Here is a 26,865-nt window from a genome sequence, read left to right on the forward strand (position 1 = left end):
GCCTCCTATTTTTTATTTTTATGGGTTTTGTCAATGGCTTCCCAAAGACCTAACAGGTAATTTGCACCAATGGCCCGGTCATACAGGCCATATCCAGGACGTGCCTGTTCTCCCCAGATCATACGTCCGTGGTCCGGACGGATATATCCCTCAAAACCAGACTCATACAGAGCCTCTACAATGGCAAACATGTCTAAATCCCCGCAGGAAGAAAGATGAGCCGATTCATCAAAATCCTTTTCCGAAATATGACGGACATTCCTGATGTGGGCAAAATGAATCCGCTTCCTATTTCCAAACTCCCGCATCATTGCCGGAAGGTCATTGCTTAAATCACTTCCCAGACTTCCGGTGCATAAGGTCAGCCCATTATAGGGATTGCTGTTTAAGTCAAGAAATGTCCGGATATTTTCCGCATTGGTAATGACCTTTGGAAGTCCATAAAGAGGCCATGGCGGATCATCTGGATGAATCGCCATTTTTATATCATATTTCTCCGCATATGGAACTACCGCATCCAGGAAATATTTCATATTGCCCCAATATTGCTCCCGTGTCATGGACTGGTAAAACTCAATGTCCTGGGCCATGGCATAAAGCCGCTCCGGCTCCCAGCCCGGCAGGGAGTATCCTCTGGCTTTTCCCTCCATGGCCTTTGCCATTTTTTCCGGATTCATCTGAAGCACCTCATCGTGGCGGTAAGCCATGACATAGCTTCCGTCTTCCGTCTGAAAAGCGAGATCACTCCGCGCCCAGTCCATCACAGGCATAAAATTATAGCAGAGGCATTTAACTCCTACCTGGCTTAAATGCTCCAGAGTTTTTATATAAGCATCAATATACTCATCCCTGGTTGAAAGGCCTTTCTTTATGTCCTCATGGATATTGACGCTTTCAATTACTTCCATCTCCAGACCGGCCTCATTGATCTCCTTTTTCAGGGCTTGTAAGGTCTCCAGGGGCCAGACCTGTCCCACTGGTACCTTGGGCAGGCAGGTGGCCACACCGGAAACTCCTGGTGTCTGGCGGATCTGGCCAAGGGTCACGCTGTCATCTCCAAAGGGAAACCAACGCATAATCATTTTCATGTTTGAATACCTCCGTTTCCTTACTCCTTATTCTTTTTAACGCAATTCTTTGTGACTATTAAGTCCTGATCTAAGTATATATCTAGTATACTAGTAGTTCAATCAGCATATTTCATAAATATCCACTATTTTTTTGTGTATTATGTATAAGTACATAATCGTTCTCAATCGCTCTGCCGGATCAACGCAAAAAGCGGTAATAAGAGATGGAGGATTTTCCTCTCTTATTACCGCTTTTATTAAGCATTATGAATCTTAAAGCTTATATTACAGAAAATACCCCGAATATTCTTTTCGCAAGGCTTCTTCATCAATTCTATATCTGGATAAATGCTTTTCCATCAGCTCTTTTGCCAAGCTTCCGTTCTTTGCGGCAATGGCTTCCACAATGGCCTGGTGGTCGGAAACTGTCTTCAAATCCTTTACAGCAATCAGAGACATGCTGCGTATCCTGTCAAAATGAATGGTAATGCTGTCCATAAGCTGATAAACCTGATCCTTGCCGGTTATGTGAAACAGCAGCCGGTGAAATTCATCATCCAGCTTAAGAAGCCGCTCAGGAGATCGGTTTTCCAGATAAAACTCCTGAAGCTTCACATTATCCTTCAGCTCCATGACCGCTTCTTCCCCAGCCGTCTTACAGGCCAGCTCCACAACCGCACATTCCAGGACATTGCGCATAAAAATCGCCTCTTCCACCAGCTTATAATCGATCAAAGCCACCGCGCTTCCCTTCTGGGGATAAATTTCCACGATTTTCACCTTTGACAGCTCAATTAAGGCTTCTCTCACCGGGGTCCGGGACAAATGCATTTCCGAGGATAATTCATTTTCGCTCAGCAGCTTTCCTGGAACCAGATCAAGATGTATGATATTGTCCTTTAACATCCTGAGTGCATATTCCCTTCCAGTCTCTTTGGAATACCGTTCTGTCAGCCGCATACCATGACCTCTTTTCTCAAATTCTGTTCATACATAGAATAAGCGAAATTAACATCAATGTCAAGCACTAGTATACAAGTACGTTATTCCCTGGAATCCCCGATCTACGGACGATCCTAATACCTCATTGGCAGGATTTCCAGATATTCCTTAACTGTGGCACCTGCCAGGAACATATCTATAATCTGCTTTCCTAACGGATTTAAATCGTCGGTGTAATATTTCATCAGCTCCTGTTTAAAGAATTCTGTCAAGATTTTTGCTCCGTCGTCGTATCCCTGGATGCCTACCTCCTGCTGGGTTTCCGGCCTTAAGAATGCTCTTCTGATGTACTGACCGTCAATTTTTAAGGAATCAAGGCCAAAGCCAAGAAGCGGACAGCGTGCTTCCACCAGATGCTCCGGTTTAAACTTGGCGCTGCCCCGGCGGGCAATGTACTCCCTGGCAACCCACTGTGGCATAAAGCTCACCTCATAAGCGCCTATATGCTGGTTAGGGATCAGGACATACCGGGTATTGGTTGAATTTAAAATCTGGTCAAGCAAAAGGTTGGCCTGAGTCACCATTTTACCGGTTGCAAAAGGCCAGTAAGAACCGACTCCTTCACTGGTCATTTCCAGGGAATCAATGATGCTTGGGTTATTGAATCCTCTTGGGGCCACAAGACGCCATAACCAGGCCAGTGCCGGAGGCAGTATGTGGAGAATACCAAGGATTCCGTATGTCGGATTTTCCTTCGTACATGCCGGAGTCCGCACGCCAAAGCTTCTGACATCCACTTCCACGGGAGTATCAATGGCTTTGGGAACCAGTCTTCTTGGCAAAATAACACGGGGGTTGGGACAAGGCTTTCCGTTTTGATCCAGGGTATGTTCCCAAACCAGACAGGTGGCACCAGGTACTGCCTGCATGTTTAAGAAGATAAGGGGTTCTTCCGGCTGGATCAGTATTTTTTCATATTGAGGAGAGGAACCATAGCATTTGATGTTGTCCAGGCGTAAAAACCAAGCGGATTCTGCATCCTTTACTACCAGCTTTTTGCTGTCATTCTGCATTTGGGGATGGCATAATGCCATGTCATCTGTTACCGGTATCAGTTCACAGGTTTCATTTAATACCAGATAGTTCTTTTCTCCTGTAACCGTATTTCTTCCTAATATGGCCCTGCCATCCATTTCCTTATGAATATCTTCGATCATTTCACTCTTTCCGCCTCCGGAGGCGCCTTCGTGCATGATGACGATCTCATTGTCATAAGGAGTTATCACTTTAACCGTTGATGCGTGCGCTGTTACCCAGCCTTCCTCTTCTCCTATATTAAGAAGAACTCCGTAGATGCCCTTTTTGGCACTAGGGCCGGGATATAAATTATAGGAATAAACTTCATGAATTCCATCCAGACGGTTATGAACCACGATCTGCTTTCCGTCAAAATGTGTATGCCTGAATGGGGGAGCCAGAAATACAACCGCTCTTGGCTTAAATTCGGAAGAAATCTCGTCAATATTTAAAAATCCCTGCAAATCCGCAAGTCCGGCAGCGAAAAATCCGGCGTTTAAGGGTGCGATCAGGATTGAATCATATCCATATTCAAGTCCGCCTGACTTAAATGGGAAAAAAATCAGCTCCTGGTTCTTCAGCCAGTCAAAGGTCTCTGTTCTCAGTGTCTTAAAATCAGACTGATAAACTTCCTCGTATCTGGGTTTATCCGTTGGTTTATTATCAGCAATTAACAGACAATCAGGATCACGCCTTCTCATGTAATCGTCCGAATAATTGACTACGACTCCGTTTTTACACTTTGCAGCGGTTGCTTCCAATATCTTGCCTTTGCCTTCCACTTCATATTCAATGTAAAACTCGGTATTCTCAGAATTTCCCATTGCCAGCGTCAGCAAATCTTCCCTGGTCTTTGGAATGACGACACCTTTTGACTGAACCAATATATCCTTTACATACTCCGGTAAATTCATATCACGTAAACATTCCAGCATATTTTCCTCCGTTCCTGCGCAAGCCCTATGCACATCTGATGTCTGCGCCAAATATAAGTACGGCGCAAACCATGTAGTTAAAATGGTTTTCTTCAACCTTTGATTCCCAATTTTATTAAGTATTACATAGTTTCTATTTTAATATTCCATGCATGAGTTTGTTCTGTTTTTTCCCCAAAGCCTTTGAAAGACTCATGCCGAATACCTTCTGCGTATAACCGGGAAACTCCTACGATTTCCATTGTTTCAGTTTTTTCCTATAAACCAACCGCCTCCTTCCTTCGATATATATAAAGCCGATATCCATGAAATGGATATCGGCTTACTTACAACTTAGAATGATGATTCTACTTTGTGACGTCTTCCGGCGTTATTTAACTGTATAAAACTCCTCTAAATTCCTATCAACAGTTATGACAATGATCTTTTCACCTGTTTTAGTGCTGATATCGGAATGAGTGCTGATAACCGTCACATCCATGACATCTGTTAGTAATTTCTCCAGATATTCTCTCCCACCCTCAAACAGGGAAGTCCGGATTTTTTTAAGCAATTCAATACCCTGTGGACTTTCCGTAAGCTTTTTCTCAGACGGGCTTAAGAAACCTAATAACCTGACAATGATCATATCATTTAATACATAGGTACGGATCATCTTTGGACCCCTTCCCATATATTCAATTTCAAATTTACTGACAACTTCACTGATTTTAGCTTCCAGCTGACCTTTTGTCATATTGCATCACCTGTCAGATACAATATCATGAAAACCGGGTCATGTCAATGACTTTTTAATTAGCGAAATGTACCTGCTGACAGTGGTATTTTGTCAACACGGTAATTTTCAATCTGCCGGTAAATGCCGCGGGCCAGTTACACGCTCTAAAACATTTCATGGTGTACATCCTGGGAATCTGCATTTTTTTTGTGGTTTTTAGGTTTTATTTATGGTAAGATAAAATAAGTTGGTTTTTAAGTAACTTTTAACGATAACCAGAATTATAAAAGGAGAATAGAAATGCAACTCTGTATTGGCATTGCTCCGTGCAAAGTCTGAAACGGACGAAACTGCGCGGAGCGGATTAAATTCGTCCGTTGGACTTTGCACTTTCATTAAATCGTAGAGATTTTATTTGAAAAAGGAGCAAAGTCATGATAATAAATTTAAAAACAAATATTGGGGAACTTCGCACGTTCCTGATTTTATGGATTACACAGTCATTTTCGGCTCTGGGCAGTGCAATGACCAACTTTGCGCTTGTGATCTGGTCTTATCAACAGCAAGGATCGGCTCTTACCACCTCGTTATTGGCCATCTGTTCCTATGCCCCCTATGTCCTTTTGAGTATCTTTGCAGGGGCACTGAGTGACCGGTGGAACAAGAAAGCCACCATGCTGCTCAGTGACAGTTTTGCGGCACTTTGTACTGTTTCAGTGCTTATTCTGCTGACAACCGGTAAGCTCCAGATCTGGCATTTATATTTGATCAATACCTTGAATGGATTGATGAACACGGTACAGCAGCCGGCGTCGGATGTGTCCATCAGTCTGCTGGCCCCTAAAAAGCACTACCAGAAGGTCAGTGGGATGCGTTCCTTATCCAATTCCTTGATTACCGTACTGACGCCTATGCTCGCTACGTCCATGCTTGCTTTTGCAGGCATCCGGTTTGTCATCCTGTTTGATCTGATCACATTTGTAACAGCGTTCATTTCGCTGCTGTGCTTTGTCAAAATCCCCCAGGTCACAGATGGAAGCAGCACGGTAAACGAGACGGTATTGCAGTCTGCCAAAAGCGGCTTGCGGTATTTAAGGGACAACCGGGGAATTCTGGATCTGATTCTGTTTTTGGCCGTAATTAATTTTACTGCCTCTATCTTCAATGCCGCCCTGCCCGCTATGATACTTTCACGAGCCGGCGGCGGAGAGCTGGCCCTTGGCATGGTCAACACCGTTACAGGAATAGCAACGATGTTTGGAAGCATTCTGGTTTCTATCCTGCCCCCACCTAAAAGCCGGGTTCGTGTGATTTGTAATTGCCTGCTTTTTTCCATGAGCACCGAGAATTTTATCCTCGCTTTTGGAAAGAGTACTCCTATATGGTGTTTTGGTGCAATCCTGGGCTGGATTTTCATTCCTGTTATGAATGCCAATATGGATGTGCTTTTTCGCACAAAAATACCTATTGAGATGCAGGGCCGTGTCTATTCAGCAAGAAATACCTTACAATTTTTCACCATTCCCTTAGGATATCTATGCGGCGGTGTCTTAGTTGACCGGGTGTTTGAACCGTTTATGGCAGAGCAGCCGGCGGGCAGTCTGTGGACCGCACTGTTCGGAATAGAAAAAGGCTCCGGCGCTGCTTTGCTGTTTCTTGTTATCGGAATTTTGGGAGCATTATCATGTCTGCCCTTTAGGGCGGACAGAAATATCTGGAAACTTGAAAAATAAATTGTCCTTTTATCCAATTGGCTCAGTAATGCGCTCTTACAGTTTCTATGTACCTGTTATGCTGGCGTGAGCAGCAAATTAAACTAGGAGGTGTTTTAATGAATAAACCCAAAATAGCGTTTGTATGCGTCCATAATTCCTGCCGAAGCCAGATAGCCGAAGCACTTGGCAAGCACCTTGCCTCAGATACCTTTGAAAGCTATTCTGCCGGAACAAAGACCAAACCGCAAATCAACCAGGACGCAGTACGGCTTATGAATCGACTTTATGGAATTGATATGGAGCAAACCCAGCATAGCAAACTCCTATCTGAGATTCCTCCGGTAGATATTGTTGTAACGATGGGCTGCAATGTAAAGTGCCCGCTCCTGCCCTGTAAATATCGGGAAGATTGGGGACTTAACGATCCCAGCGGTATGGATGATACTGTATTTTTAGAAACTATAACCCTCATTCGGGATAAAATTATAGCTCTTAGAGATCGTATCCAAAACGGAACTTTATAATAAAAGCTGGCAGGTGTCTTGGCACTTGCCGGCTATTTTGTTACATTCCGGGAATCAATTGAAACAGAAATTCTAAGGCGGTGATATCGTGACGAACGATAAAGCAGATAGTAAATATGATGATTTGATTAAAAAGCTGAAAATTGATTGTAAGAAATGCAGCGGATTATGCTGTGTTGCTTTGTACTGCACAAAAACAGATGGTTTTCCTGCGAATAAAGAAGCTGGAACACCGTGTAAATATCTGGATACAGATTTTCGCTGTAAAATCCACTCCGGACTGGCTGACAAAAATTACAAAGGTTGTTTAGCCTATGACTGTTTCGGAGCCGGACAAAGAACGACTCAACTATATTTACCAGATGGAACATGGAAAACAAACTCTGAACAAGAGGATAAACTCTTTAAGATATTTATAAGTGTATATCAGTTGCATCAGATGCTATGGTACCTGGCTGAGGCATTTACCTTGACATCAGACGAACTTCTAAAACCAACGATTGAATTGCTTATCTCGGAGAATGAACAAATGGTGCAGCAGTCCATGAATCATATAGCTATGCCGGATCTCTCAGAATACAGATTAAAAGTGAACAAAGTATTGAAACAGATAAGCACCGAAATTTCAGTAAATGCTTCATCAAATCAAATTCACGGTATAAACTATTTGGGGAAAAATTTCAAGAAAGCAAATCTTGACAGAAAGAATTTCAGTATGTCATTAATGATCGCTGCAGACTTTTCAGGATGCAGTTTAAGGAAGACTAACTTTTTAGGTGCTGACCTCCGTGACGCAAACATAAAAAATACTGATTTGAGTAAGAGCATTTTTTTAACACAAATGCAGCTTAATTCCGCAATAGGAAATTCGAATACAAAAATCCCCATAAATTTGTCCCGGCCAGCCACATGGGAAAAATGAGCGTTTATACCCGATTAGCAAAAATAGTCGAGAAGTTTCTCCCACTGTCAATGTAAGATAGGGAGCATAAGGTGGTGAAAAGATGGAAGAAAAAATCGAAGCTGTCCAGCGGATGCAGGATTATATTGCAGAACACTTATCAGAAAATATCACACTGACTGCTTTATCAAGCGTTTCCTATTATTCGCCGTGGTACTCCTATCGTCTGTTTTTGCAGCATACCAACATGACGCCAGCCGATTATGTCCGGCGCTTACGGCTCTCCAAGTCAGCAATCAAGCTGCGGGATGAATCTTGTAAAATTATAGATGCAGCTTTGGAGCTTGGATTCGGCAGCGTGGACGGCTATCAGAGGGCGTTCTTCCGTGAGTTTGGGTGCAATCCCAAGGAGTATGCGAAAAGCCCTGTTCCGCTCTATCTTTTCACACCTTATGGAGTCAAATATCGAGCACTCAGAAAGGAGAAGCAGATGGAAACTGTAAAAAGTGTATTTGTGCAGGTTATCGAAAAGCCGGAACGAAAGGTACTGATCAAAAGAGGGGTAAAAGCTGCCGACTATTTTGCTTATTGCGAGGAGGTTGGCTGTGATGTGTGGGGGCTTTTGCAAAGTATCAAATCCATTAGCGGTGAACCGGTTTGTATGTGGCTACCCGCAAAATTAATTGCTCCCGGTACCTCGGAGTATGTGCAGGGAGTTGAAGTGCCTGTGACTTATGATGGAGTTGTTCCCGATGGATTTGATGTTATTGTGCTTCCTGCTGTAAAATATCTGATGTTTAAAGGAGAGCCCTTTGCTGAGGAGGATTACTGTAAGGCCATTGAAGATGTGCAGACAGCAATCAGTAAATATGATCCAGCTGTCATTGACGCACAGTGGGATTCATCAAACCCTCGCATCCAGCTTGAGCCTATCGGCATAAGAGGTTACATTGAACTTCTGCCAATCAAATGACAAAGAAGCACAAGATGGCTTAAATAAGCCGTCTTGTGCTTCTTTGTCATAAGCTGAAAATCGTTCCGTATACAGCAGGACAATCGTTTTATATTTCTACCCCAAACTCCTCAAATGTCCTGATTAACTGATCGTCTAATTCCAGTTCCCCAGCAGTCGAAAAGTCTGCCAGCTGTTCCGTCCCAGATACCGCTCCCACAGGAAATACCTGAAAAGGCCTGTTTAAGAAATATGCCTGGGTCATGGAGTATACGGACACGCCGTAATCCTCTGCTGCGCGGCATAATATTCCGTATAATCTTAAATTTCTTTCATTCATATAGGCTTCCTTCATTTTCTCAGGCATAGTACTGATGTTCCATGCCTGCATGACATCTTCCCTGGTCACCTCCCCCTCAGGAACGGAGACTCCTTCTTTCTTAAGCTTTGAAAAGAACCCATAGGCAGATGAGGAGAAAGGAACCATTGGAACCCGCCATTTCTCATGCCATCGGTACATTTCCATATCCATTATCACAATGCTTTCATCATTGTTTAAATTTTTTCCCGGATTTACACAGGCACCGCTCCACTGGTTTGACACTGCGCAAAATCCCTTCAGCCCATGACTGGCTGCGTATTTTCTGGCCTCTTCAAGGCGTTTTCTTTTGAAATTCGAAGCACCATAATATCGGATCTTTCCCTCTTTTGCAAGCTCTTCCATTAGTTCCAGGATTTCACCTATGTCCTTATTTTCGTCATCCCTGTGCAGCCAATATAAGTCTATGTGATCCAAATCCAGGGTTTTCAGACTTTCATTCAAATCATGTACAACATCCGGCCGGTTCACCCTTGAGACATCCGGCGCAGAAAAATCATAGTGGCCTCCTTTTGTGGCAATCACCACATCATGGTAAGCCCTCCTCGACTTCAACCATGCGCCTATATACTGTTCACTGGAATTATTCATTCCGGGAATCCACTTACAGTATACATTTGCGGTATCGATAAAGCTCCCCCCTATGTCCCTAAACCTATCCAGCAGCTCAAATGACTGTCTGTAGTCCAGCTTTCCACCAAAATTTCCAGTACCCAGGCACATAGCGCTAAGTTCCAGTTCTGTTCCTTTTAATATTTGCTTCTTCATCGTTACCTCACTCTCATCCAGACCTGCATTTCCCCTTTGCCTCTGTTGTTCCATAAGAAATAAGGTACTGCCTTAACGGTCATTTCCTCTTCTCTGGACTCATAAGGCATATAAAGGACATCTTCACAAGACTGTGCAGTCTCTCTAAAGCCTTTGGCCTTGACCGTCACGCAGCTTCCCGGCATTTCAAAATCCATCTCTTCTGTCAGGTTTGCACCTGCCTCTACTACGATCTGGTCCAAATATTTCCCGTTATCCTTTTCCTCCAGACAATATACCAAAGGACCTCTCACAATGGCAGCCCGTCCGGCATTATAATGTATTTTCTGATTGGCCTTCACCAGAAAAGCCTTAATGTCAAGTTCCAGGACTATTTCTGCTTCTTCTTCCCAGGAGCGTTCTAAGCAGACAAATCCATTCTCTTCCCTGTCTGCCAATACCGGTTCTCCATTCACACTGATTTTGTAATTGCGGCTCCATCGCGGTATGCGCAAAGCGATTCTAAACGGAACTGCCGTATCTGCTTTGACTTTGATCGTAACTTTTCCTCCCCAGGGATAGTCCGTTTTCTGAATCAAATTCAATACGCCGTCCCGCAGTTTTATTGATGACTCATTCCCTATGTAAAGGTGAACATACACTTTATTTCCTCTTGCTGTATACACATACCTCCATAATCCTGCAATGAACCTTGCAATATTAGGCGGACAGCAGGCACAGGCAAACCATTTCTGCCGCTCCGGCTTTACGTGACTGCGCTCTGTATTGTACTCACACGCCTCCGGAACAACTGCCAGGGGATTTACATAGAAAAACCGGTTGCCGTCATAATTCATTCCGCCCAAAATTGTATTATATAACGCCTGTTCCATCACATCTCCGTACACACCATCTGCTTCCGCCTGAAGCATTTTTTGAGCAAAGAATATGAGTCCGATGGATGCGCATGTTTCCGAATAATTCGTATCATTGGGAAGATCATAATCTCCTGTAAATGCCTCCCCGGAATGGGTCGCTCCGATCCCTCCAGTAATATATAGCTGCCTTCCTACAATATTATTCCATATAGCCTTGCCCGCCGCAAACAGCTCTTCGTCATTTATCCGGACTGCCAGATCCGCCATAGTTGTATACATGTAGACACCTCTCACAGCGTGACCCACGGCCCTGTTCTGTTCCCTTACCGGCTTGTGGAACTGATTATAGTAACTGTATGGGAACTGGTTATACCGTTGGTTAGGCTCCTCCATTTTTTCCTTGGTCCAGAAGCACTCACGGCCGCGCTCATCAAATTCTTTCTCAAAAAAATGGTTGGTTCCTCTGGTATCAATGAAATACTGTGCCAGCTCCAAATAGCGCTTCCTTCCCGATACGTCATAGAGCTTTAAAAGGGCAATCTCAATCTCCTGATGTCCCGGATAACCATGAAGCTTTCCCTCCTCAGGACCGAATACAGAGTCAATATGGTCAGCAAGCTTCAGCGCTGCCTGATATACCTTCTCCTTCCCTGTTGCAAGATAATAGGCCACCGCCCCTTCTATAAAATGGCCTGCACAATACAATTCATGACATTCCAGCACATTGGTCCACCGCTTATCCGGCTCTTCAATAATAAAATATGTATTCAGATACCCATCCGGCTGCTGCGCACGCACTATTATGTCAATGACAGAATCCGCCCTTTCTTCCAAGACTTCGTTCCGTTCAAGCATCAGCACATTTCCCACCGCTTCCAGCCACTTAAACACATCACTGTCCTGAAACACCTGGCCATAGAATCTGCCTTTCATATCTCCTGCTGCAATGAGGAAGTTGTCGATTGCATGGCTTGGCTCTGATTCAGGAATCCGGTCATTTAATATATCCCACTGATATGGGATAACAACATCCTTAATTAATGAAATATAACGGCTCCAGAAAGGGTCAACAACCGTACATTCCTGTTTTTCCAATAATCTGAATAATTTCATTCCACTTGCCTTCCTTATATCGACTTCAGACGAATCGTCACATGTTTGTCTTTTGGCACAATAATCATTCCACTTTCATCCTCAAAGGCTTCTGCTCCTGATACATGCTCCACATCCCATAAATTCTTAAGAACATATTTCATGCCATGAGGCAATGCGGTGCTCGATAAGGTGATTGTGTTTAATTTTCTTCCGGCTTTGGCCGTCATTGCAATCCTTCCATTTATATCTGGAATCCGGCATACAGCCTCTTTTCCTTCTTGAAGAGAATACAGCCAAAGCTCCACCCCCACTGCATAGTCATAATCCGGGCGTTCCTCGCAGGCGCCCATGGCAAGAAGGGTGTTTTCCCTGATATAAAGGGGCAGACTAAAGTAATCATACACTCCTTTGTACCATCTTCCGCCTTCTTTTGTCTCACCTGTGAGCAGATGACTCCATGTACCATCAGGCAGATAATATTCCACCTCTCCGTCTTCCCGGAATACCGGAGCCACCAGAAGGCGGTCACCAAGCATGTACTGCATATCCAGGTATTTGGCTGCAGGATCTCTGTCAAACTCCATCACCATGGGACGTATGGACGGAATTCCTGTCTCATGAGACTCAATAGCGATTTGGTATAAGTAGGGCATCAGCCTTAGCTTCAGTCTGGTAAAGCGGCGGCATACCTCCACAGCCTCATCATCAAACAGCCACGGCACACGGTAGCTCTTGGAGCCGTGAAGTCTGCTGTGGGTGGATAAAAGGCCGAACTGCATCCACCGCTTATAAACATCAGGAGTCGCCGTCATCTCAAACCCGCCAATATCATGGCTCCAAAAGGAAAATCCGGAAAGAGCAAAGGAAAGGCCCCCCCTCAGGCTTTCTGCCATGGACTGAAAGGTTGCAGAACTGTCACCGCCCCAATGTACAGGAAACTGCTGCCCCCCTGCGGTAGCACTTCTTGCAAAAAGAACTGCCTCACTCTCTCCCTTTTCTTTTTTCAAAAGTTCGAACACACATTTGTTGTATAACTGCGTGTAATAATTATGCATGGCTCGTGGATCGGAACCGTCATAATAGGACACATCTACAGGAATCCGCTCACCAAAATCCGTTTTAAAGCAATCCACTCCCATATCCAGCAGGCCCTTTAATTTATCCGTATACCATTTCACCGCACCTGGATTGGTGAAATCCACCAGGCCCATCCCCGGCTGCCAATTATCCAGCTGCTTGATTCCTCTATTATCAGCCCGCTTTAATAAATATCCCTTTTCCAGTCCCTCTCTAAAAAATGCAGTTCCCTGGGCAATATACGGATTAATCCATACGCAGATACGAAGCCCTCTCTCCTTATAACGCTTTAGCATTCCTTTCACATCTGGAAAAATCCTGTCATCCCACTCAAAATCACACCAATGAAATTCCCGCATCCAGAAACAATCAAAATGAAACACACTAAGGGGTATCTCCCTGTCTGCCATGCCCTGAACAAATGAGGCTGCCGTCTGTTCGTCATAATTGGTAGTGAAGGAAGTGGAAAGCCACAAACCAAAGGACCATGCCGGGGGAAGCGCCGGCTTTCCGGTCAGATCCGTGTACGTACCAAGCACATCTTTTACCGTATCACCATAAATCATATGATAACGTATTTCTTCCCCCGGTACGGAAAATCCCACATTCTCCACCTTTTCGCTTGCCACTTCAAAGGACACATGATCGCTGTGGTCTACGAATACTCCATAGTGATTGCTGGTTATATAGAACGGGATATTTTTATAGGCAATCTGGGATGCTGTGCCTCCATCCTCATTCCAGCATTCTACCACCTGCCCGTTTTTCACGAATGCTGTAAACCGCTCCCCAAATCCGTAGACACACTCTCCAGGACTTAAGGAAAGCTCTGTCAGCATATAGGGCCGATACTCAGCCGCCATGTAATTCTCCTCAGGAAATTTGGTCGGAATTTTACGGTCATACTGTATATACCCTAAGTTGCGGTACCCGCAGCCGGTAAACGCTTTCCCATCAGCCTCAAAGATGAATCCAAAATTCTCCCTATCCACCCGCACAGCCATACGCCCGGCCTTCATCACTGCCTCTTTATCAGTAATCGCAACCTCTGTTTCCTGGAAATCCTCATTGAGCTCATATCTCGGTTCTTTCTTGTCGTAGCCCTCAAAATGGTAACTTCTTACACTGATAATGTCCTTGAGTATGGATGTGAATTCTGTGGTTATGGTTGCTACATCCAAGGCCCCCGAACGGTCGCTTATCATGCGGACCGGGGCCACCACCCGCATTCCATTAGGAATCCGCTCCACTGCAAAAGCCTGCGCACCATAAGAAGCATTCGCCCGCTCATTTCTTTCCCAATACCCTTCTGTAAACTTCATGTCCTGTCTCCTCTCAAAAAAGGAGAAAGCATGCACTTTCTCCTCTTGCAGTTTTCATGCCGCCCTTGTCACCCATTACTTGGACATTCCGTCAATCTCCATCCATTTTGTTTCAATTTTCTTAATTGTGTCTTCCCTTGAAACACTGCCTTCTACGTATGCCTGCATAGCCTCTCCAAATGCCGTATGAAAGCTGTCTGTGGAATATATGACTCCAAGGGGAGCACTGCCTTTTTCTTCCACAGAGGCATTTCCCTGCTCTATGATAGCATATTGGGATTTGCCCTCTGTCTTAATAGGGGGTACAACACCTGCTACATCTGTAAACCATGCCTTTCCATAATCAGAGGTATACCACCAGTTAACGAAATCCAGAACTGCCTGCTTGTTCTTCGAATCTTTGTTAACCCTCATCGCTTGGTCAGATCCAGTAATGACCTGGCAATGGGCCGCATCATCATCCACCGGATAACCAGTAAACCCAATGTTGATATCAGGATTGATTTTTTTAAGATCCCCTTCTACCCATGCGCCTTGTCCAACGATAATGGCTGCCTTGCCTGCCGCAAAAGCAGATTCCTCCGCACTAAGATCTGCTTCCAGAGGCTTGGTATCTCCATTTCCCTTAACCAAATCCACAAAATTGAAGAAATTATCTTTAAGAACCGGATGGTTGTTTAAGGAGTCCTTTCCTTCTTCCATATTCTTTACAAATCCCTGGTAGTCATTTGTTGCCGCCGCGACATAGTGCTGGAATACATGCTTGAATACCCACCACTCTGCAAACCCGCTCGTAAATGGTGTAATCCCTGCATCCTTTAATTTCTGCACAGCAGCCTCTAATTCGGAAACTGTTTCCGGAGCCTTTTCGATTCCTGCCTGCTTAAACAAATCCTTATTGTAAACAAGGCCGAAATAATTGCCCTTAATCGCAAAGCCGTAAACACCCTTGCCTTCTGCGTCCCGCATCGTATCTGCAATTGACGGAAGCATGGTTCCCATCAGCGGCTGATCCGATAAATCCAGGGAATATTCCTTATATACTTCGATTTCTTTTCCCGATGTAGATGAAAAGATATCCGGAATCTCTCCTGAATTCAGCTTTGCCTTCAACAGGGTCGGGTAATCGTTTTGGGTTGTCTCATAATTAATGGTTACATCCGGCGCAACCGTCTTATACTCTTCAATCAGTTTATTGATCGCATCTGCATATTCAGGCTGTGATATAAACATATATATTTCACCCTTTGTGCCGCCTCCTCCGCTTTCAGCTGCCTTATTTCCGCTTTCCTTACTCCCGCATCCCATTATCATGGTTCCTACCATGACTGCGCACAGCAGCGCACTGATCCATCTTTTTTTCATAATACGTTTCCTTTCTTTAATGGTCCACAGACCGTTTATTTTTATCACCGCCAGGCTGACGTCAGCGGTAAAATGTTTATCCTTTTACAGCTCCTGCCACGACGCCTTCCACGATGTATTTCTGCAGTACGATAAATATAACGATAGAAGGCAGAATTGCCAGCATCATGGCTGCCATGGCATAATGCCACTGCGTATTGAACTGTCCCACAAAGGTGTAGGCTGACAGTACCAGGGTCTTTGTCTCATTAGAGCTGTTGACCATCAAAAGCGGCAGAAGGAAATCATTCCAGATCCACATAACATCAATGACAATAACCGTAAAAGTCACGGATTTAAGGAGCGGGAAAATAATGTAGCAGAATGTCCGAAATACTCCTGCACCATCAATATAAGCGCTCTCATCTATTTCCCTTGGTATGGTGCTCATAAAATTGCTGTAAATAAAAGCTGCCATAGGTATTCCAAATCCCCAATACTGAACACCCAGACCAATCCTGCTTCCGGAAAGATGAATTACGTTCATAACCTTTAACAGGGTGATCATGATGGTCTGGAAAGGAATCAGCATAGGTGTGATAATCAGAAACGCCGCAATTTTGGTATATCTATTTTTCTTCCGGCTCAGTATATAGGCAGACATCGACGAAAACACGATAATCCCCACAATGCCGATTACAGTAATGATTACATTATTAATAAATAATCTGCCATATTTCATTTTATCAATTACATAAGTATAATTGCTCCATTCAATCTTGCTGGGCAGTGCAATCACGTCCAGCACAACCTCACCAAAAGGCTTTACAGAATTGACAGCCATCAATATGATCGGATAAATGTAGATGACAGCCAGCACTGCCATCAAAACCGTGAGGAGAATCCTTTTTCCATTCCTCTTCTGTTTCTGCGACAGATTCATCATAAATCCACCTCCCGGCTTTTCATGAATTTTAACACCAGCTGAGTTACTACAAGAATTACCACAAAGAACACAAGGGATTTCGCGGAGCCCAGACCGTAATTATTGTTCTGGAATGCCTCACGGTAAATGTCGAGCGTCACGCTGTATGTAGAACCACCGGGACCTCCTTTGGTCAACGCCAGGATTATATCAAATACCTTTACCGCATTGGTCAGAGACATAAAAATACAGGTGGTAACGGAAGGGCCGAGAAGAGGAAGCGTTACCTTAAAAAACCGTTTCCAGGAAGTAGCCCCATCCACTGTGGCGGCCTCCAGAACATCTGTCGGCACAGCCTGGAGCCCTGCTATGTAAAGTACAATGTAAAAACCCAGGGACTGCCATATTCCTACAAAGGCCACCGACCAGAAAGCCAGTCCGCTGCTTCCCAGCCAGCTCCAGTTTAAAAAACCCAACTGGGTCTTCTCATATAAGACCGCAAACCCTTGTGAGAAAATGAATTTCCAGATAAACCCTACGATCGTCATGCTCATGATGTAAGGAATAAAAAACATGCTCCTCATAACATTGGCTGCTCTGATTTTCTGTACAAGAGCTACTGCAATTGCAATTGCAAGCACATTGGTAAAGAGCATGAACAGCACGGTGTATTTTCCGGTAAATATAAGACTCTTTATGAAGTCTGATGAACCTCTGAACAGTTGCGCGAAATTATCAAGTCCGATAAACACCGGTTTTTTTGATATCCCGTTCCATTCCATCAACGAATAATATCCGCTCATTACAAACGGAATGTAGATGGTTATCATAATCAGAGCAATGGCCGGAAGAGTGAACATGATGCAATCGACGTACTCCTTCTTTTTTCTTCCCATAATAATCTCCTCCCTCAATTCATACGGGTTTCCACTTCTTTGTTTTTATAGTAAATCATAATTTGTGCAATGTCAACATATTACTTGTTTATTTTTACTATTTTTAGTCGATATTCCTTCATTATTTTATCAGTATTCAAATTTTTATTATTGGTTTTCTACATAACCTAATTTATAATTATTATCATTTTATTTTTTATTTTGTTGTGATAATGGCAAAAAAACAGATATTTTCAATTAATTGAAAATATCTGTTTTTATCTTCGTTTAAATCATTTCAACTTCAAACAACCTGGCGGCGACCGGTGCACCGATCACAACTCTCAAGGTTCCACCCTCCCGATTCCAGTTGTATTCACACCTTTCATAAGAGGGGTACGCACACCGGAGCTTTACCTCTTTTCCCTTTAAATGGGGAATCGGTAACTCTGCCCAGGAATTTCCTCCCCGCCGCCACACTGCTATGTAATTTTTCTTCCCACATTTAAGCCCTAAACTAACCCAATCATCCCCAAAGGTTGAAAGGCCCATAGGCCAGAAAGGAAACGCTTCCCTGATGTCATGACGAATAGACTTATAGTAGTCCAGTCCCTCCTTCACAAGATCTCTCCGTTCTGGCGGAAGGGCTGCCAGATGACCGCTCTGGTGTACACGCATAAGAAGCGCATTCACCATATTAAACACGGTCTCCTCCTCATCTCCCTCTATTCTGGGATAGGACCAGATGGCCGACTGCTCCATGGTGACGCCCAGAGGAGAATTGGCGGCAATCGTAGCATAATGCCTGTAATCCTCCTGATCGCTTGTGGACTGTATGCTGTAACGGGACAGCATGGCGTAATCCATGCGGAGTCCGCCGCTGGAACAGTTCTCAATAATCAAATCCGGATATTTCTCAAAAACACTGCCAAGCCAATCCAGATACGCACGCTCATGCTCCAACAATCCCTGACCGAAGCTTTCCGCATCTACTTCCGTACCAATTCCAGGTTCAATATTGTAGTCCATTTTAATATACCCTATGCCATACTCTGTGACCAGACGGTCAATTACTTCATTCGCATGCCGGATTACCATAGGATGACGAAAATCAAGCTGATACCTGCTTCTGTCATAAACCCGTTTTCCGTGCCGGAGGAAGAAACATTCATCAGGCAGCTCCTTAACCTTTTTACAATTGATTCCCATAACCTCCAGTTCCAGCCAAAGACCGGGGATCAATCCCTTTGAGCGGATATAATCCATCACCTTTCTTATCCCTCCAGGGAAACGTTTCTTTGAGGGAAGCCATTCTCCCACTTCATCCCACCAGCCGCCATCCGCATACCAGCCTGCATCAATACAATAGTATTCACAGCCAACCTCCGCAGCTGCATCAATGAGCGGAATCTCTTTTTCAGTAGTCGGATCCCCCCACAGGCAATTCATATAGTCATTAAATATAACTCCCAACGTTTCGTTGTCCTTATTTCTTCTGCGGATTCTTCTTCTATACTTTGTAAGTTCCTCCACCGCTTTTTCCAGACCGCCCTCGGTGACTCCCACTGCCACCGGGACACTTGTAAAGCTCTCCCCTGCCTTTAGCTGTTGATACCAGTGGGACTGATTTTCCGTAGGCCCGCTTAACTGCACATATAAGTGACCGGCCTGATCGCTGATCTCCCAATGCCAGGAACCATTATGTTCAATCTGCCAGAACATTCTGGTATTTGTCTCCTTGTTAAACACACTTCCCATGGGAAGATAGGCTTTTGCAGACCAATTGCCCGTATTGGTGATCCCAAATTCTTTGGATGAACGCAGCTTTTCATCTGGCTGCGACTGTTCAAGTCCCAATTCTGGAAGGGTATAGCTCTTCCACTGGACCTCCCTCTGCCACGAATTATGAACCACAGATATTTCCATTTTCTGATCCCTGGGGAGGAGCCCTTCCTTCTCGATTCCATTCAGATTAAAAGAAGAAACATATTCCAGCCCCTGAGAATCATTTCCTCTGTTCTCAACCTGACTCCAGGATTTTACCACCGATATCCCATCATAAAACTGAAAATGGCTCGTAACGTAAACACCTGTCGCTTCATCCTTTGTTACAATTTCTAGCTTCTTCCCGTCCTCATTTCTCTGTTCCTCGTGGCTCACATACTTCATCCTGTATCCGGGAGCCGTAACCGTATACTTCATTCCATGGCGTTCCTCAGGACGATCCTGCCCGGAAAGTCCTATTTCTACCAATCGGAAAGCATGCTTCTCCTCCTCACTTCGTATAGTCTCCTCACGAAAAGGGAGAGAGGAAACATGAAGCAGCTTTACCTCATCCCTGTCTGTGATTTCCAAAAGCATATTTATCCCATTTTCAGTTATCTTTATCCGCTTCATTGCCTCACCCTCCCAATTCATTTACTAACCATTTTTCTTTACACTTTCCCGTTCTACTATGATTGCGTCAACCTTTGGCTGCATCTCCTTAATCTCTTCACCATCCAGCAGGCGCATTAACATATTGACTGCAAGCTCCGCTTTCTGACTCACATCAACGCTCATTGATGTGAGTCTGGGATTGCATAACCTAGCATAGACATCATCATCAAAGCCCACTATGGAAATATCCTCCGGTATATGTATCTGCCTGCGCTGAAAGAAGCCGATGGCCTCCACCGCATTAAAGTCCGTGGAAAAGAATAGTGCAGCCTTGCGGCCAATCAGCCTGCGTATATCATCATAATTCTTTACCCTTTCATCATAAGTTCTGCCAAGCATACGGATTTCCAGCTCCGCACCATCTCCCATACGTTCTTTATAAACCTCTGACGCTCCTATGTATCTGCAGTAATCAGCTCCCGATTTTATATTAGCCAGATATACCACCTTCTCTATTCCCTGATCCAACAGATATTCCATCATCATCATCCCTCCTTCATAATCCCTGGAGGTCACATTAAAGCAATCCGATATTTTACCAATATCATATTCATTCATGTCAATGGATACAATTGGCTTCCCCGTCTGCTTTCCTATCTGCTTATAATATTTGACCGGCATGGAAATAGATATAATCCCATCCACATTCCAGCCCATTGTCATTTTCATGATTTCAGGAATGCTTTTGGAGGAAAAAAGCATGATGTAATACCCCCTTTTCCTCAGCATACGCTCCAGTTCACCAATGATATTTCCATAAAAAGGACGTTCATATGGCGTTCTCTCCACGAATTCCGGTGTATTTACAAGGATACTGATTATCTTTGAACCTTTATTTGTCAGGGCATTCAGTCCGAATCTTGGAATATAATTGTACTTAACCAAAAGTTTTTTGATCTTCTCCTCCAGTTCAGGAGAAACTTTTTTTGTTTTTCCATGCAGCACGTTTGATACCGTTGTCATGCTGACTCCAGCCTCGGCCGCAATCTCTTTTAATGTTATCATAATAAACATACCCACTTTGCTCTGCATTTGTCTAGGACACTGGTAAAATCATATCATATTTTTTCATACTTCTCCATTTATTTTTTAACTTTCTGTCTTTTTCCTAGCTCTCTGTTTAACAGAAATTTTAGTGAACAACTAAGGAACATTTTTCCCATGCGGCCGGTTATGGATCTCAAAATACCCTAAAATGTAAAAGAGCTGTTGCAAAAAAGAAGTTATTTATTCTTCTTTTCGCAACAGCTCTTTCGTTCCACCTATGCAAGTTTTATTTTCGATTTACCTTTATAGCTAATCCGCTTCCTTCAATTTTCACCTAAAGCCGTGAAAATCAACCTATATTCCCTTACCAATATCCCGCCTCATATACTTATTCTCAAAAGATACCCATTCCGCCGCCTGATAGGCATTTTCTCTGGCTTCCCTTAAATCCTCTCCGATTGCCGTCACTCCCAGCACTCTTCCGCCATTGGTCACCACGGTTCCGCTGCCATCCAATGTACTTCCTGCATGAAAGGCAAAGTATTTCTCCTGTCCCTTAAATGCTTCCAGCCCGGCAATGGGATACCCCTTTTCATACTTCTCCGGATACCCCTCCGATGCCAATACCACGCAGACTGCCGCATTATCTTCAAACTGCAGGTCTATCTGATCCAGAGTTCCGTCAATGCAAGCCTCAAAAACCTCTACAATGTCATTCTTCATCCGGGGAAGTACCACCTGTGTCTCAGGATCACCAAACCTGGCATTGTATTCCAATACTCTGGGGCCTTTTTCCGTCAGCATCAGCCCGAAGAATATAATACCCTTAAATTCCCGGTCCTCTGCCTTCATGGCATCCACAGTCGCCTGATAAATATATTTCTTACAAAACTCATCCACTTCTTCTGTATAAAACGGACTTGGAGAAAATGTTCCCATTCCCCCTGTATTAAGGCCCTGGTCTCCGTCTTTTGCCCGCTTATGGTCCTGGGCGGATGTCATAATTTTAACAGTCTTTCCATCCACAAAGGAAAGCACCGATACCTCCCGGCCCGTCATAAACTCTTCCACCACAATCCGGTCTCCTGCGGAGCCAAACTGCTTATCAAGCATTAAGTCCTTCACCCCGTTTTCAGCCTCTTCCCTTGTGCCGCAGATCAGGACTCCCTTTCCCAAAGCCAGGCCGTCAGCCTTTAACACAATGGGCATCGGGGCTGTTTTCACATAATCGAAAGCCTCTTCCGGGGAATCGAAGACTTCATATGCCGCTGTGGGAATTTCATATTTTTTCATCAAATCCTTGGAAAATGATTTAGAACCTTCCAGCAAAGCCGCACGTTTTTGCGGGCCGAACACCCTTAGACCGGCTGCCTCAAACGCGTCCACAGCTCCGGCAACCAGAGGATCATCCGGTCCTATGATGGTTAAATCGATTCCCTTTTCCCCGGCAAATGCCACCTGCCTGTCAAAATCCATGACTCCTATATCCACGCATTCTGCAATCTCTGCAATTCCTGCATTTCCAGGGGCGCAATATATTTTATCAACCTTAGGGCTTCTGGAGATTTTCCATGCAATGGCATGCTCACGCCCGCCTCCGCCTATGATCAAAACCTTCATTGTGATTCCTCCTGTTCGATTGCAATCATCTGTATGGCCTGGGGAAGGATCAGCCACTCTGCCTCTTCCATGACACGCCGCTGCAAAGTCTCCGGTGTATCTCCTTCCCGAACCTCAACCGCCTTCTGCAAAAGAATCGGCCCCGTATCCATCCCCTCATCTACATAGTGGACCGTGGCTCCCGTAACCTTCACCCCCCGGGCAAGAGCAGCTTCATGAACCTTAAGCCCATAATATCCCTTTCCGCAAAAAGACGGAATAAGGGATGGATGAACGTTGATGATCCGGTTCCCGTACTTTTGTATCATGGATAACGGAATCGCAACCAGATATCCAGCCAGAACGATGAGATCAAGGCAGTACTGGTCAATCTTTGAAAGAAGCGCTTCATAAAAGTCCTCCCTCTCCTGAAAATCCACAGGGGATATGCAGGAAGCCTCAATTCCATGTTTTCTTGCTCTTTCCAGGGCATATGCGTTCTGGTTATTGCTGATGACCACCGTTACCTCTGCATTGGTGATCCTTCCACAATCTATCGCATCTAAGACTGCCTGAAGGTTGGTTCCCCCGCCGGAAACCAATATACCGATTTTCAGCATAAGGTCACGCCCTTCTCTCCTCTTTCCGTATGGCCGATCACATAGGGAACCTCTCCAGCCCCTCGGATCGCTTCCATAGCCGTATCCACATCCGCCGGGCTCACGGCAAGAATCATTCCGATTCCCATATTATAGGTATTGTACATGATCTCTTCCTCAATACCGCCTTTATCCGCCAGCAGGCCAAAGATGGCAGGCACCTGATAGCTGCTCTTTTCAACCACCGCCCGGATACCCTCAGGAAGCATACGGGGAATGTTTTCATAAAAACCGCCTCCGGTGATGTGGCTGCAGGCTTTGATCACTGCTCCGCTGTCTTTTACGCTTTTTAATGTATTAACATATATTTTGGTAGGAGTGATCAGCGCTTCGCCAAGAGTTTTTCCCAGTTCCTCATAATAGGTGTCCAGGCTTTCTTTTGTCATGTCAAACACCTTGCGTACCAGAGAAAAGCCATTGCTGTGAATGCCGGAAGAGGCGATTCCAATGAGCACATCTCCCTCTTTGACATGAATCCCGGTAATAAGATCCTTCTCATCTACCACGCCTACAGCAAAACCGGCCAGATCGTATTCGTCCTCAGGATAAAAACCCGGCATCTCCGCTGTCTCACCGCCGATCAAAGCTGCATTGGCCTGTTTGCAGCCATTAGCAACCCCGCTGACGATTTCTGCGATTTTTTCCGGGTAATTCCTGCCGCATGCAATATAATCCAGGAAGAACAAAGGCTCTCCGCCTGCACAGGCGATGTCATTGACACACATTGCCACACAGTCGATTCCAACGGTATCATGCCTGTCCATTAAAAATGCAAGCTTCAGCTTTGTGCCCACCCCATCGGTTCCTGATACCAGAGTCGGCTTTTCCATGTTTTTAAAGGCTGACATGGAAAATGCCCCTGAAAATCCCCCGAGCCCTCCAAGAACCTCCGGTCTCATGGTTTCCTGCACATGCTTTTTCATTAATTCAACCGATTTATAACCGGCTTCAATGTCCACTCCTGCATTCTTATAATCCATTTTTTCTCCTCGCCTCCGATTTTCTCACTTCTTCATCTGGGATAAATATTCCTGATAGCCGATATGGTCCAGTTTCTCCGCCTTTTCAGCCACCTCATTTTTTAAGTTTTCCGAGTATTCCTTCAGCTTTCCTAACAGCTCCCTGTCACTGACCGCTAAAATCTTGGCTGCAAGGATTCCTGCGTTAGTTCCTCCGCCTATCGCAACGGTGGCAACCGGAACTCCGGAAGGCATCTGTACGATAGAATAAAGAGAATCCACTCCGCCAAGGTCTGAAGTTTTCATGGGAATGCCGATCACCGGCATTGGGAACAGAGCCGCACACATTCCAGGAAGGTGGGCTGCTTTACCCGCGCCGGCAATAATGACCTTTATGCCTCTTGCTTCTGCCGTTTTAGCATATTCGAAAAATATATCCGGTTCCCTGTGGGCGGAGATCACCGTCATCTCAAACTCCACTCCCAATTTTTTCAAAACATCTGCAGCCTGAGCCATAACAGGCATATCAGAATCACTTCCCATAACAATTGATACATTTGCCATAGTACATTCTCCTTTATATTTTGTTTGATGTGAAGATTCATTATTTGCAGTAATACATTTTATTAGTACAATTAATAATTATCACTTATTAATCAACCTTTACTTATCAATATAATACAAGCTTTTTTCTGCTTCGTCAATGGTTTTCTTAAAAATTTGACCATAGCCCATGGGGGATACAAGAAGGGCGGGAGAACCGGAAAGATATATTACTCTCTCCGGCCTCCCGCCTGATTATGTATGGTTAATATTTTCCGCCTCCAAATTTGGATGGCTCCTCAAAATAAACCGGATCAATGGTTAGGACCGGGGTTTCCTGGTCTCCATAAACCGGTTTTTCCGGCCGGATATCCCCTGAATTTGATCCTGTCTTTTTCTGGGAATTCGCCTCTTCTCCCTCGCCTTCATAAAGGTCAAAGCCTTCAACAAGTCCCTTCATAATCTGGGCCTGACCTGACAGTTCTTCGCTTGCCGCGGCACTTTGCTCCGCCGTCGCGGAGTTCGTCTGAACAACGCAGGAAATCTGGTCGATTCCCTGTGCCACCTGATCAACCGCCACTGCCTGCTTGTCAGAAGCCAATGCGATCTCCTCAATAATCGAATTGATACGCCGGCTTCCTTCCACAACCGCCTGCATAGCCTTCGCTGTCTCAGCGGTGATCCTGGTTCCGTTATCCACAGCCTGCATGCTTTCCTCAATGAGCAGAGTGGTGTTCTTTGCTGCTTCTCCTGATTTGCTTGCCAGGTTGCGCACTTCATCCGCCACAACTGCAAAGCCCTTTCCGGCTTCTCCGGCGCGGGCTGCTTCAACAGCCGCATTCAATGCCAGGATATTGGTCTGGAATGCGATATCCTCAATGGTCTTTATAATCTTTCCAATTTCATTGGACTTGTTACTGATCTCCGTCATAGCCTGGTTCATTTCAGACATTTTTTCACTGCTCTTTGCCACATTACTGGTTGCTTCTTCTGATGTAGAACGCGCCTCTTTAGCATTTTGGGCATTGATGTTTATCTGGTTTGATATATCGCTTATGGCTGCTGCAAGCTCCTGAATGGAAGAAGCCTGTTCCGTAGCTCCCTGGGACAATGCCTGGGCTCCGGAAGATACCTGCTCCGAACCATTGGCTACCAGATCCGCCGACTGGTTAATGCGGAAAAGGGCTTCGCTTAAATTATTCCTGATTCCGTACATGGCCATAAAAATAGGCTCATAATCCTGGACATATTGTTCCTGGTGCTTGGAGCTGACCCGGAAATCACCGATTGCCAATGATGTCAGCAAGCTGCTGATATCGTCAATCATGTTTCCGATATTGGAAATGGTGGTCCGCATGCTGTCGGCCAGAACGCCCAGTTCATCCTTTGACTGGTAATTTAACAGGATATGAAGGCTTCCCTTTGACATTTCCCCTGCCGCCTTCTCAATCTCTTTCACTGGCACCACGATGCTCTTAGTAGTGAAAATCGAAAAGCCCAATGTAGCTAATACTGCCAGGACCTGCAAAGCGACCACTACCGTCTGAGTGATTCCCGCCATCTGCTGGGCATTTTCATAATTGGCATCGGCTTTTTCATTGGCGAAGTCACTGATCTTTACCAGATCCTCCTGAACCTTGGTGAAATACGGGTCTAATGATTCAAAGAATATATCTGCTGCCTGTCTGGTCTTATTTTCTCTTGCCAGGCCAAACACCTGATCCTTGAAAGGCTGAGCCTCATTTAAGGTATTCTCGATGCTGTCAACCAGGGATTGGTCTCCCTGATAGTTTTCCCTTAAAAACTGTATTCTGTTGTGGAACTCTTCCAGATCCGCTTCTGCAGCATCAATATATTCCCCGGTAGTCTTTAAATCAAGGCTCATGGTTGCATATCCTACATTTTTAGCCGCGGACTGAATATCACGTCTCATCTCAAGAGTCTGTACATCGATCTGGTGTCCGTTCTTAAAGAAATCTACAAACTTACCGTTGTTTTGCCTTAAGCTTACCACGGAAATTGTGGAAACGATTAAAAACAGCACGAGGATAGCTCCAAAAGCAAGTCCAATTCTTTTACCAATCTTTAAATTCTTCACCTTTGTCCTCCATTCACTTTATCTATCCTATTTTCATATACGAATGAATCAAGGGATATGCTCGCATATCCGGTTGCCCATTAACGCAAGGTTGAAAGAAAAATA

General features: G+C 44.7%; 21 protein-coding genes. 4 read left to right on the forward strand and 17 right to left on the reverse strand.

Translation table 11 applies throughout. The annotated features are described in order from the left end of the window. Window positions 1-5 precede the first annotated feature (5 nt). From uxuA to AC27IJ_RS06830, 4 genes are all read right to left on the reverse strand, one after another. Window positions 6-1,088, reverse strand: coding sequence for a mannonate dehydratase (gene uxuA / locus AC27IJ_RS06815; protein ID WP_312443239.1), 1,083 nt, complete (start codon window positions 1,086-1,088; stop codon window positions 6-8). A 267-nt stretch (window positions 1,089-1,355) separates the two neighbouring features. After that, window positions 1,356-2,030, reverse strand: a complete 675-nt coding sequence (locus AC27IJ_RS06820; RefSeq protein ID WP_312443237.1) for a GntR family transcriptional regulator — start codon at window positions 2,028-2,030, stop codon at window positions 1,356-1,358. Window positions 2,031-2,146: 116 nt separating this feature from the next. Continuing rightward, window positions 2,147-4,024, reverse strand: coding sequence for a DUF4914 family protein (locus AC27IJ_RS06825; RefSeq protein WP_487148132.1), 1,878 nt, complete (start codon window positions 4,022-4,024; stop codon window positions 2,147-2,149). 370 nt (window positions 4,025-4,394) lie between these two features. Then, window positions 4,395-4,760: a Na-translocating system protein MpsC family protein gene (locus AC27IJ_RS06830; protein WP_312443234.1), complete on the reverse strand. Its 366-nt coding sequence runs from the start codon at window positions 4,758-4,760 to the stop codon at window positions 4,395-4,397. A gap of 416 nt (window positions 4,761-5,176) precedes the next feature. Here AC27IJ_RS06830 and AC27IJ_RS06835 point away from each other — a divergent pair, with 416 nt between their 5' ends. From AC27IJ_RS06835 to AC27IJ_RS06850, 4 genes are all read left to right on the forward strand, one after another. Then, entirely contained in the window at window positions 5,177-6,475 is a 1,299-nt protein-coding gene (locus AC27IJ_RS06835; protein ID WP_313257472.1) for an MFS transporter, read from the forward strand. Window positions 6,476-6,573: 98 nt separating this feature from the next. Next, a complete protein-coding gene (locus AC27IJ_RS06840) occupies window positions 6,574-6,981 on the forward strand; it encodes an arsenate reductase ArsC (protein ID WP_312443232.1) in 408 nt (135 codons plus the stop codon). An 88-nt stretch (window positions 6,982-7,069) separates the two neighbouring features. After that, window positions 7,070-7,903 (forward strand): pentapeptide repeat-containing protein, encoded by an 834-nt coding sequence (locus AC27IJ_RS06845; protein WP_487148135.1) that lies wholly within the window; start codon window positions 7,070-7,072, stop codon window positions 7,901-7,903. An 82-nt stretch (window positions 7,904-7,985) separates the two neighbouring features. Continuing rightward, on the forward strand, window positions 7,986-8,855 hold the full coding sequence (locus AC27IJ_RS06850; protein ID WP_312501164.1) for a helix-turn-helix transcriptional regulator: 870 nt from the start codon (window positions 7,986-7,988) through the stop codon (window positions 8,853-8,855). An 88-nt stretch (window positions 8,856-8,943) separates the two neighbouring features. On the opposite strand, the gene AC27IJ_RS06855 is transcribed toward AC27IJ_RS06850, so the two are convergent. From AC27IJ_RS06855 to AC27IJ_RS06915, 13 genes are all read right to left on the reverse strand, one after another. Then, window positions 8,944-9,981 carry an aldo/keto reductase gene (locus AC27IJ_RS06855; protein ID WP_487148137.1) on the reverse strand — a complete coding sequence of 346 codons (1,038 nt, stop codon included), beginning with the start codon at window positions 9,979-9,981 and terminating at the stop codon, window positions 8,944-8,946. A gap of 2 nt (window positions 9,982-9,983) precedes the next feature. Further along, window positions 9,984-11,951, reverse strand: a complete 1,968-nt coding sequence (locus tag AC27IJ_RS06860) for a glycoside hydrolase family 127 protein (protein ID WP_487148139.1) — start codon at window positions 11,949-11,951, stop codon at window positions 9,984-9,986. A gap of 14 nt (window positions 11,952-11,965) precedes the next feature. Further along, a complete protein-coding gene (gene yicI, locus AC27IJ_RS06865) occupies window positions 11,966-14,332 on the reverse strand; it encodes an alpha-xylosidase (protein WP_487148141.1) in 2,367 nt (788 codons plus the stop codon). A gap of 75 nt (window positions 14,333-14,407) precedes the next feature. Then, a complete protein-coding gene (locus AC27IJ_RS06870; protein ID WP_313152669.1) occupies window positions 14,408-15,697 on the reverse strand; it encodes an ABC transporter substrate-binding protein in 1,290 nt (429 codons plus the stop codon). Window positions 15,698-15,773: 76 nt separating this feature from the next. Further along, window positions 15,774-16,622: a carbohydrate ABC transporter permease gene (locus AC27IJ_RS06875; RefSeq protein ID WP_312443225.1), complete on the reverse strand. Its 849-nt coding sequence runs from the start codon at window positions 16,620-16,622 to the stop codon at window positions 15,774-15,776. After that, the gene (locus AC27IJ_RS06880; protein WP_312443224.1) at window positions 16,619-17,497 is read right to left on the reverse strand and encodes a carbohydrate ABC transporter permease; all 879 of its coding nucleotides are present in this window, start codon (window positions 17,495-17,497) and stop codon (window positions 16,619-16,621) included. The genes AC27IJ_RS06875 and AC27IJ_RS06880 overlap by 4 nt, the downstream gene beginning before the upstream one ends. Before the next feature lie 267 nt (window positions 17,498-17,764). Further along, on the reverse strand, window positions 17,765-19,873 hold the full coding sequence (locus AC27IJ_RS06885; protein ID WP_313257478.1) for an alpha-galactosidase: 2,109 nt from the start codon (window positions 19,871-19,873) through the stop codon (window positions 17,765-17,767). A 24-nt stretch (window positions 19,874-19,897) separates the two neighbouring features. Beyond that, complete coding sequence (locus tag AC27IJ_RS06890) at window positions 19,898-20,920, reverse strand: LacI family DNA-binding transcriptional regulator (protein ID WP_487148145.1); 1,023 nt, start codon at window positions 20,918-20,920, stop codon at window positions 19,898-19,900. A gap of 336 nt (window positions 20,921-21,256) precedes the next feature. Beyond that, window positions 21,257-22,522 (reverse strand): phosphoribosylamine--glycine ligase, encoded by a 1,266-nt coding sequence (gene purD / locus AC27IJ_RS06895; RefSeq protein WP_487148147.1) that lies wholly within the window; start codon window positions 22,520-22,522, stop codon window positions 21,257-21,259. Further along, the gene (gene purN / locus AC27IJ_RS06900) at window positions 22,519-23,121 is read right to left on the reverse strand and encodes a phosphoribosylglycinamide formyltransferase (RefSeq protein ID WP_312443220.1); all 603 of its coding nucleotides are present in this window, start codon (window positions 23,119-23,121) and stop codon (window positions 22,519-22,521) included. The genes purD and purN overlap by 4 nt, the downstream gene beginning before the upstream one ends. Further along, window positions 23,115-24,140 carry a phosphoribosylformylglycinamidine cyclo-ligase gene (gene purM / locus AC27IJ_RS06905; protein ID WP_312443219.1) on the reverse strand — a complete coding sequence of 342 codons (1,026 nt, stop codon included), beginning with the start codon at window positions 24,138-24,140 and terminating at the stop codon, window positions 23,115-23,117. The genes purN and purM overlap by 7 nt, the downstream gene beginning before the upstream one ends. 24 nt (window positions 24,141-24,164) lie before the next feature. After that, a complete protein-coding gene (purE, locus tag AC27IJ_RS06910) occupies window positions 24,165-24,683 on the reverse strand; it encodes a 5-(carboxyamino)imidazole ribonucleotide mutase (protein WP_312443218.1) in 519 nt (172 codons plus the stop codon). Between the two features lie 244 nt (window positions 24,684-24,927). Beyond that, on the reverse strand, window positions 24,928-26,760 hold the full coding sequence (locus AC27IJ_RS06915) for a methyl-accepting chemotaxis protein (protein ID WP_312443217.1): 1,833 nt from the start codon (window positions 26,758-26,760) through the stop codon (window positions 24,928-24,930). Window positions 26,761-26,865: the final 105 nt, after the last annotated feature.

The sequence above is a fragment of the Lacrimispora sp. YZC11 genome (assembly GCF_057543815.1).

Bases quoted from the DNA above. Each gene is read 5' to 3' on its own strand.
- AC27IJ_RS06875 (WP_312443225.1), bottom strand. From the start codon at position 16,622: ATGATGAATCTGTCGCAGAAACAGAAGAGGAATGGAAAAAGGATTCTC.
- AC27IJ_RS06840 (WP_312443232.1), top strand. From the start codon at position 6,574: ATGAATAAACCCAAAATAGCGTTTGTATGCGTCCATAATTCCTGCCGA.
- yicI (WP_487148141.1), bottom strand. From the start codon at position 14,332: ATGAAGTTTACAGAAGGGTATTGGGAAAGAAATGAGCGGGCGAATGCT.
- AC27IJ_RS06860 (WP_487148139.1), bottom strand. From the start codon at position 11,951: ATGAAATTATTCAGATTATTGGAAAAACAGGAATGTACGGTTGTTGAC.
- AC27IJ_RS06825 (WP_487148132.1), bottom strand. From the start codon at position 4,024: ATGCTGGAATGTTTACGTGATATGAATTTACCGGAGTATGTAAAGGAT.
- AC27IJ_RS06830 (WP_312443234.1), bottom strand. From the start codon at position 4,760: ATGACAAAAGGTCAGCTGGAAGCTAAAATCAGTGAAGTTGTCAGTAAA.
- AC27IJ_RS06835 (WP_313257472.1), top strand. From the start codon at position 5,177: ATGATAATAAATTTAAAAACAAATATTGGGGAACTTCGCACGTTCCTG.
- purE (WP_312443218.1), bottom strand. From the start codon at position 24,683: ATGGCAAATGTATCAATTGTTATGGGAAGTGATTCTGATATGCCTGTT.
- purM (WP_312443219.1), bottom strand. From the start codon at position 24,140: ATGGATTATAAGAATGCAGGAGTGGACATTGAAGCCGGTTATAAATCG.
- AC27IJ_RS06880 (WP_312443224.1), bottom strand. From the start codon at position 17,497: ATGGGAAGAAAAAAGAAGGAGTACGTCGATTGCATCATGTTCACTCTT.
- AC27IJ_RS06820 (WP_312443237.1), bottom strand. From the start codon at position 2,030: ATGCGGCTGACAGAACGGTATTCCAAAGAGACTGGAAGGGAATATGCA.
- AC27IJ_RS06855 (WP_487148137.1), bottom strand. From the start codon at position 9,981: ATGAAGAAGCAAATATTAAAAGGAACAGAACTGGAACTTAGCGCTATG.
- AC27IJ_RS06850 (WP_312501164.1), top strand. From the start codon at position 7,986: ATGGAAGAAAAAATCGAAGCTGTCCAGCGGATGCAGGATTATATTGCA.
- AC27IJ_RS06885 (WP_313257478.1), bottom strand. From the start codon at position 19,873: ATGAAGCGGATAAAGATAACTGAAAATGGGATAAATATGCTTTTGGAA.
- purD (WP_487148147.1), bottom strand. From the start codon at position 22,522: ATGAAGGTTTTGATCATAGGCGGAGGCGGGCGTGAGCATGCCATTGCA.
- AC27IJ_RS06890 (WP_487148145.1), bottom strand. From the start codon at position 20,920: ATGATAACATTAAAAGAGATTGCGGCCGAGGCTGGAGTCAGCATGACA.
- AC27IJ_RS06870 (WP_313152669.1), bottom strand. From the start codon at position 15,697: ATGAAAAAAAGATGGATCAGTGCGCTGCTGTGCGCAGTCATGGTAGGA.
- uxuA (WP_312443239.1), bottom strand. From the start codon at position 1,088: ATGAAAATGATTATGCGTTGGTTTCCCTTTGGAGATGACAGCGTGACC.
- purN (WP_312443220.1), bottom strand. From the start codon at position 23,121: ATGCTGAAAATCGGTATATTGGTTTCCGGCGGGGGAACCAACCTTCAG.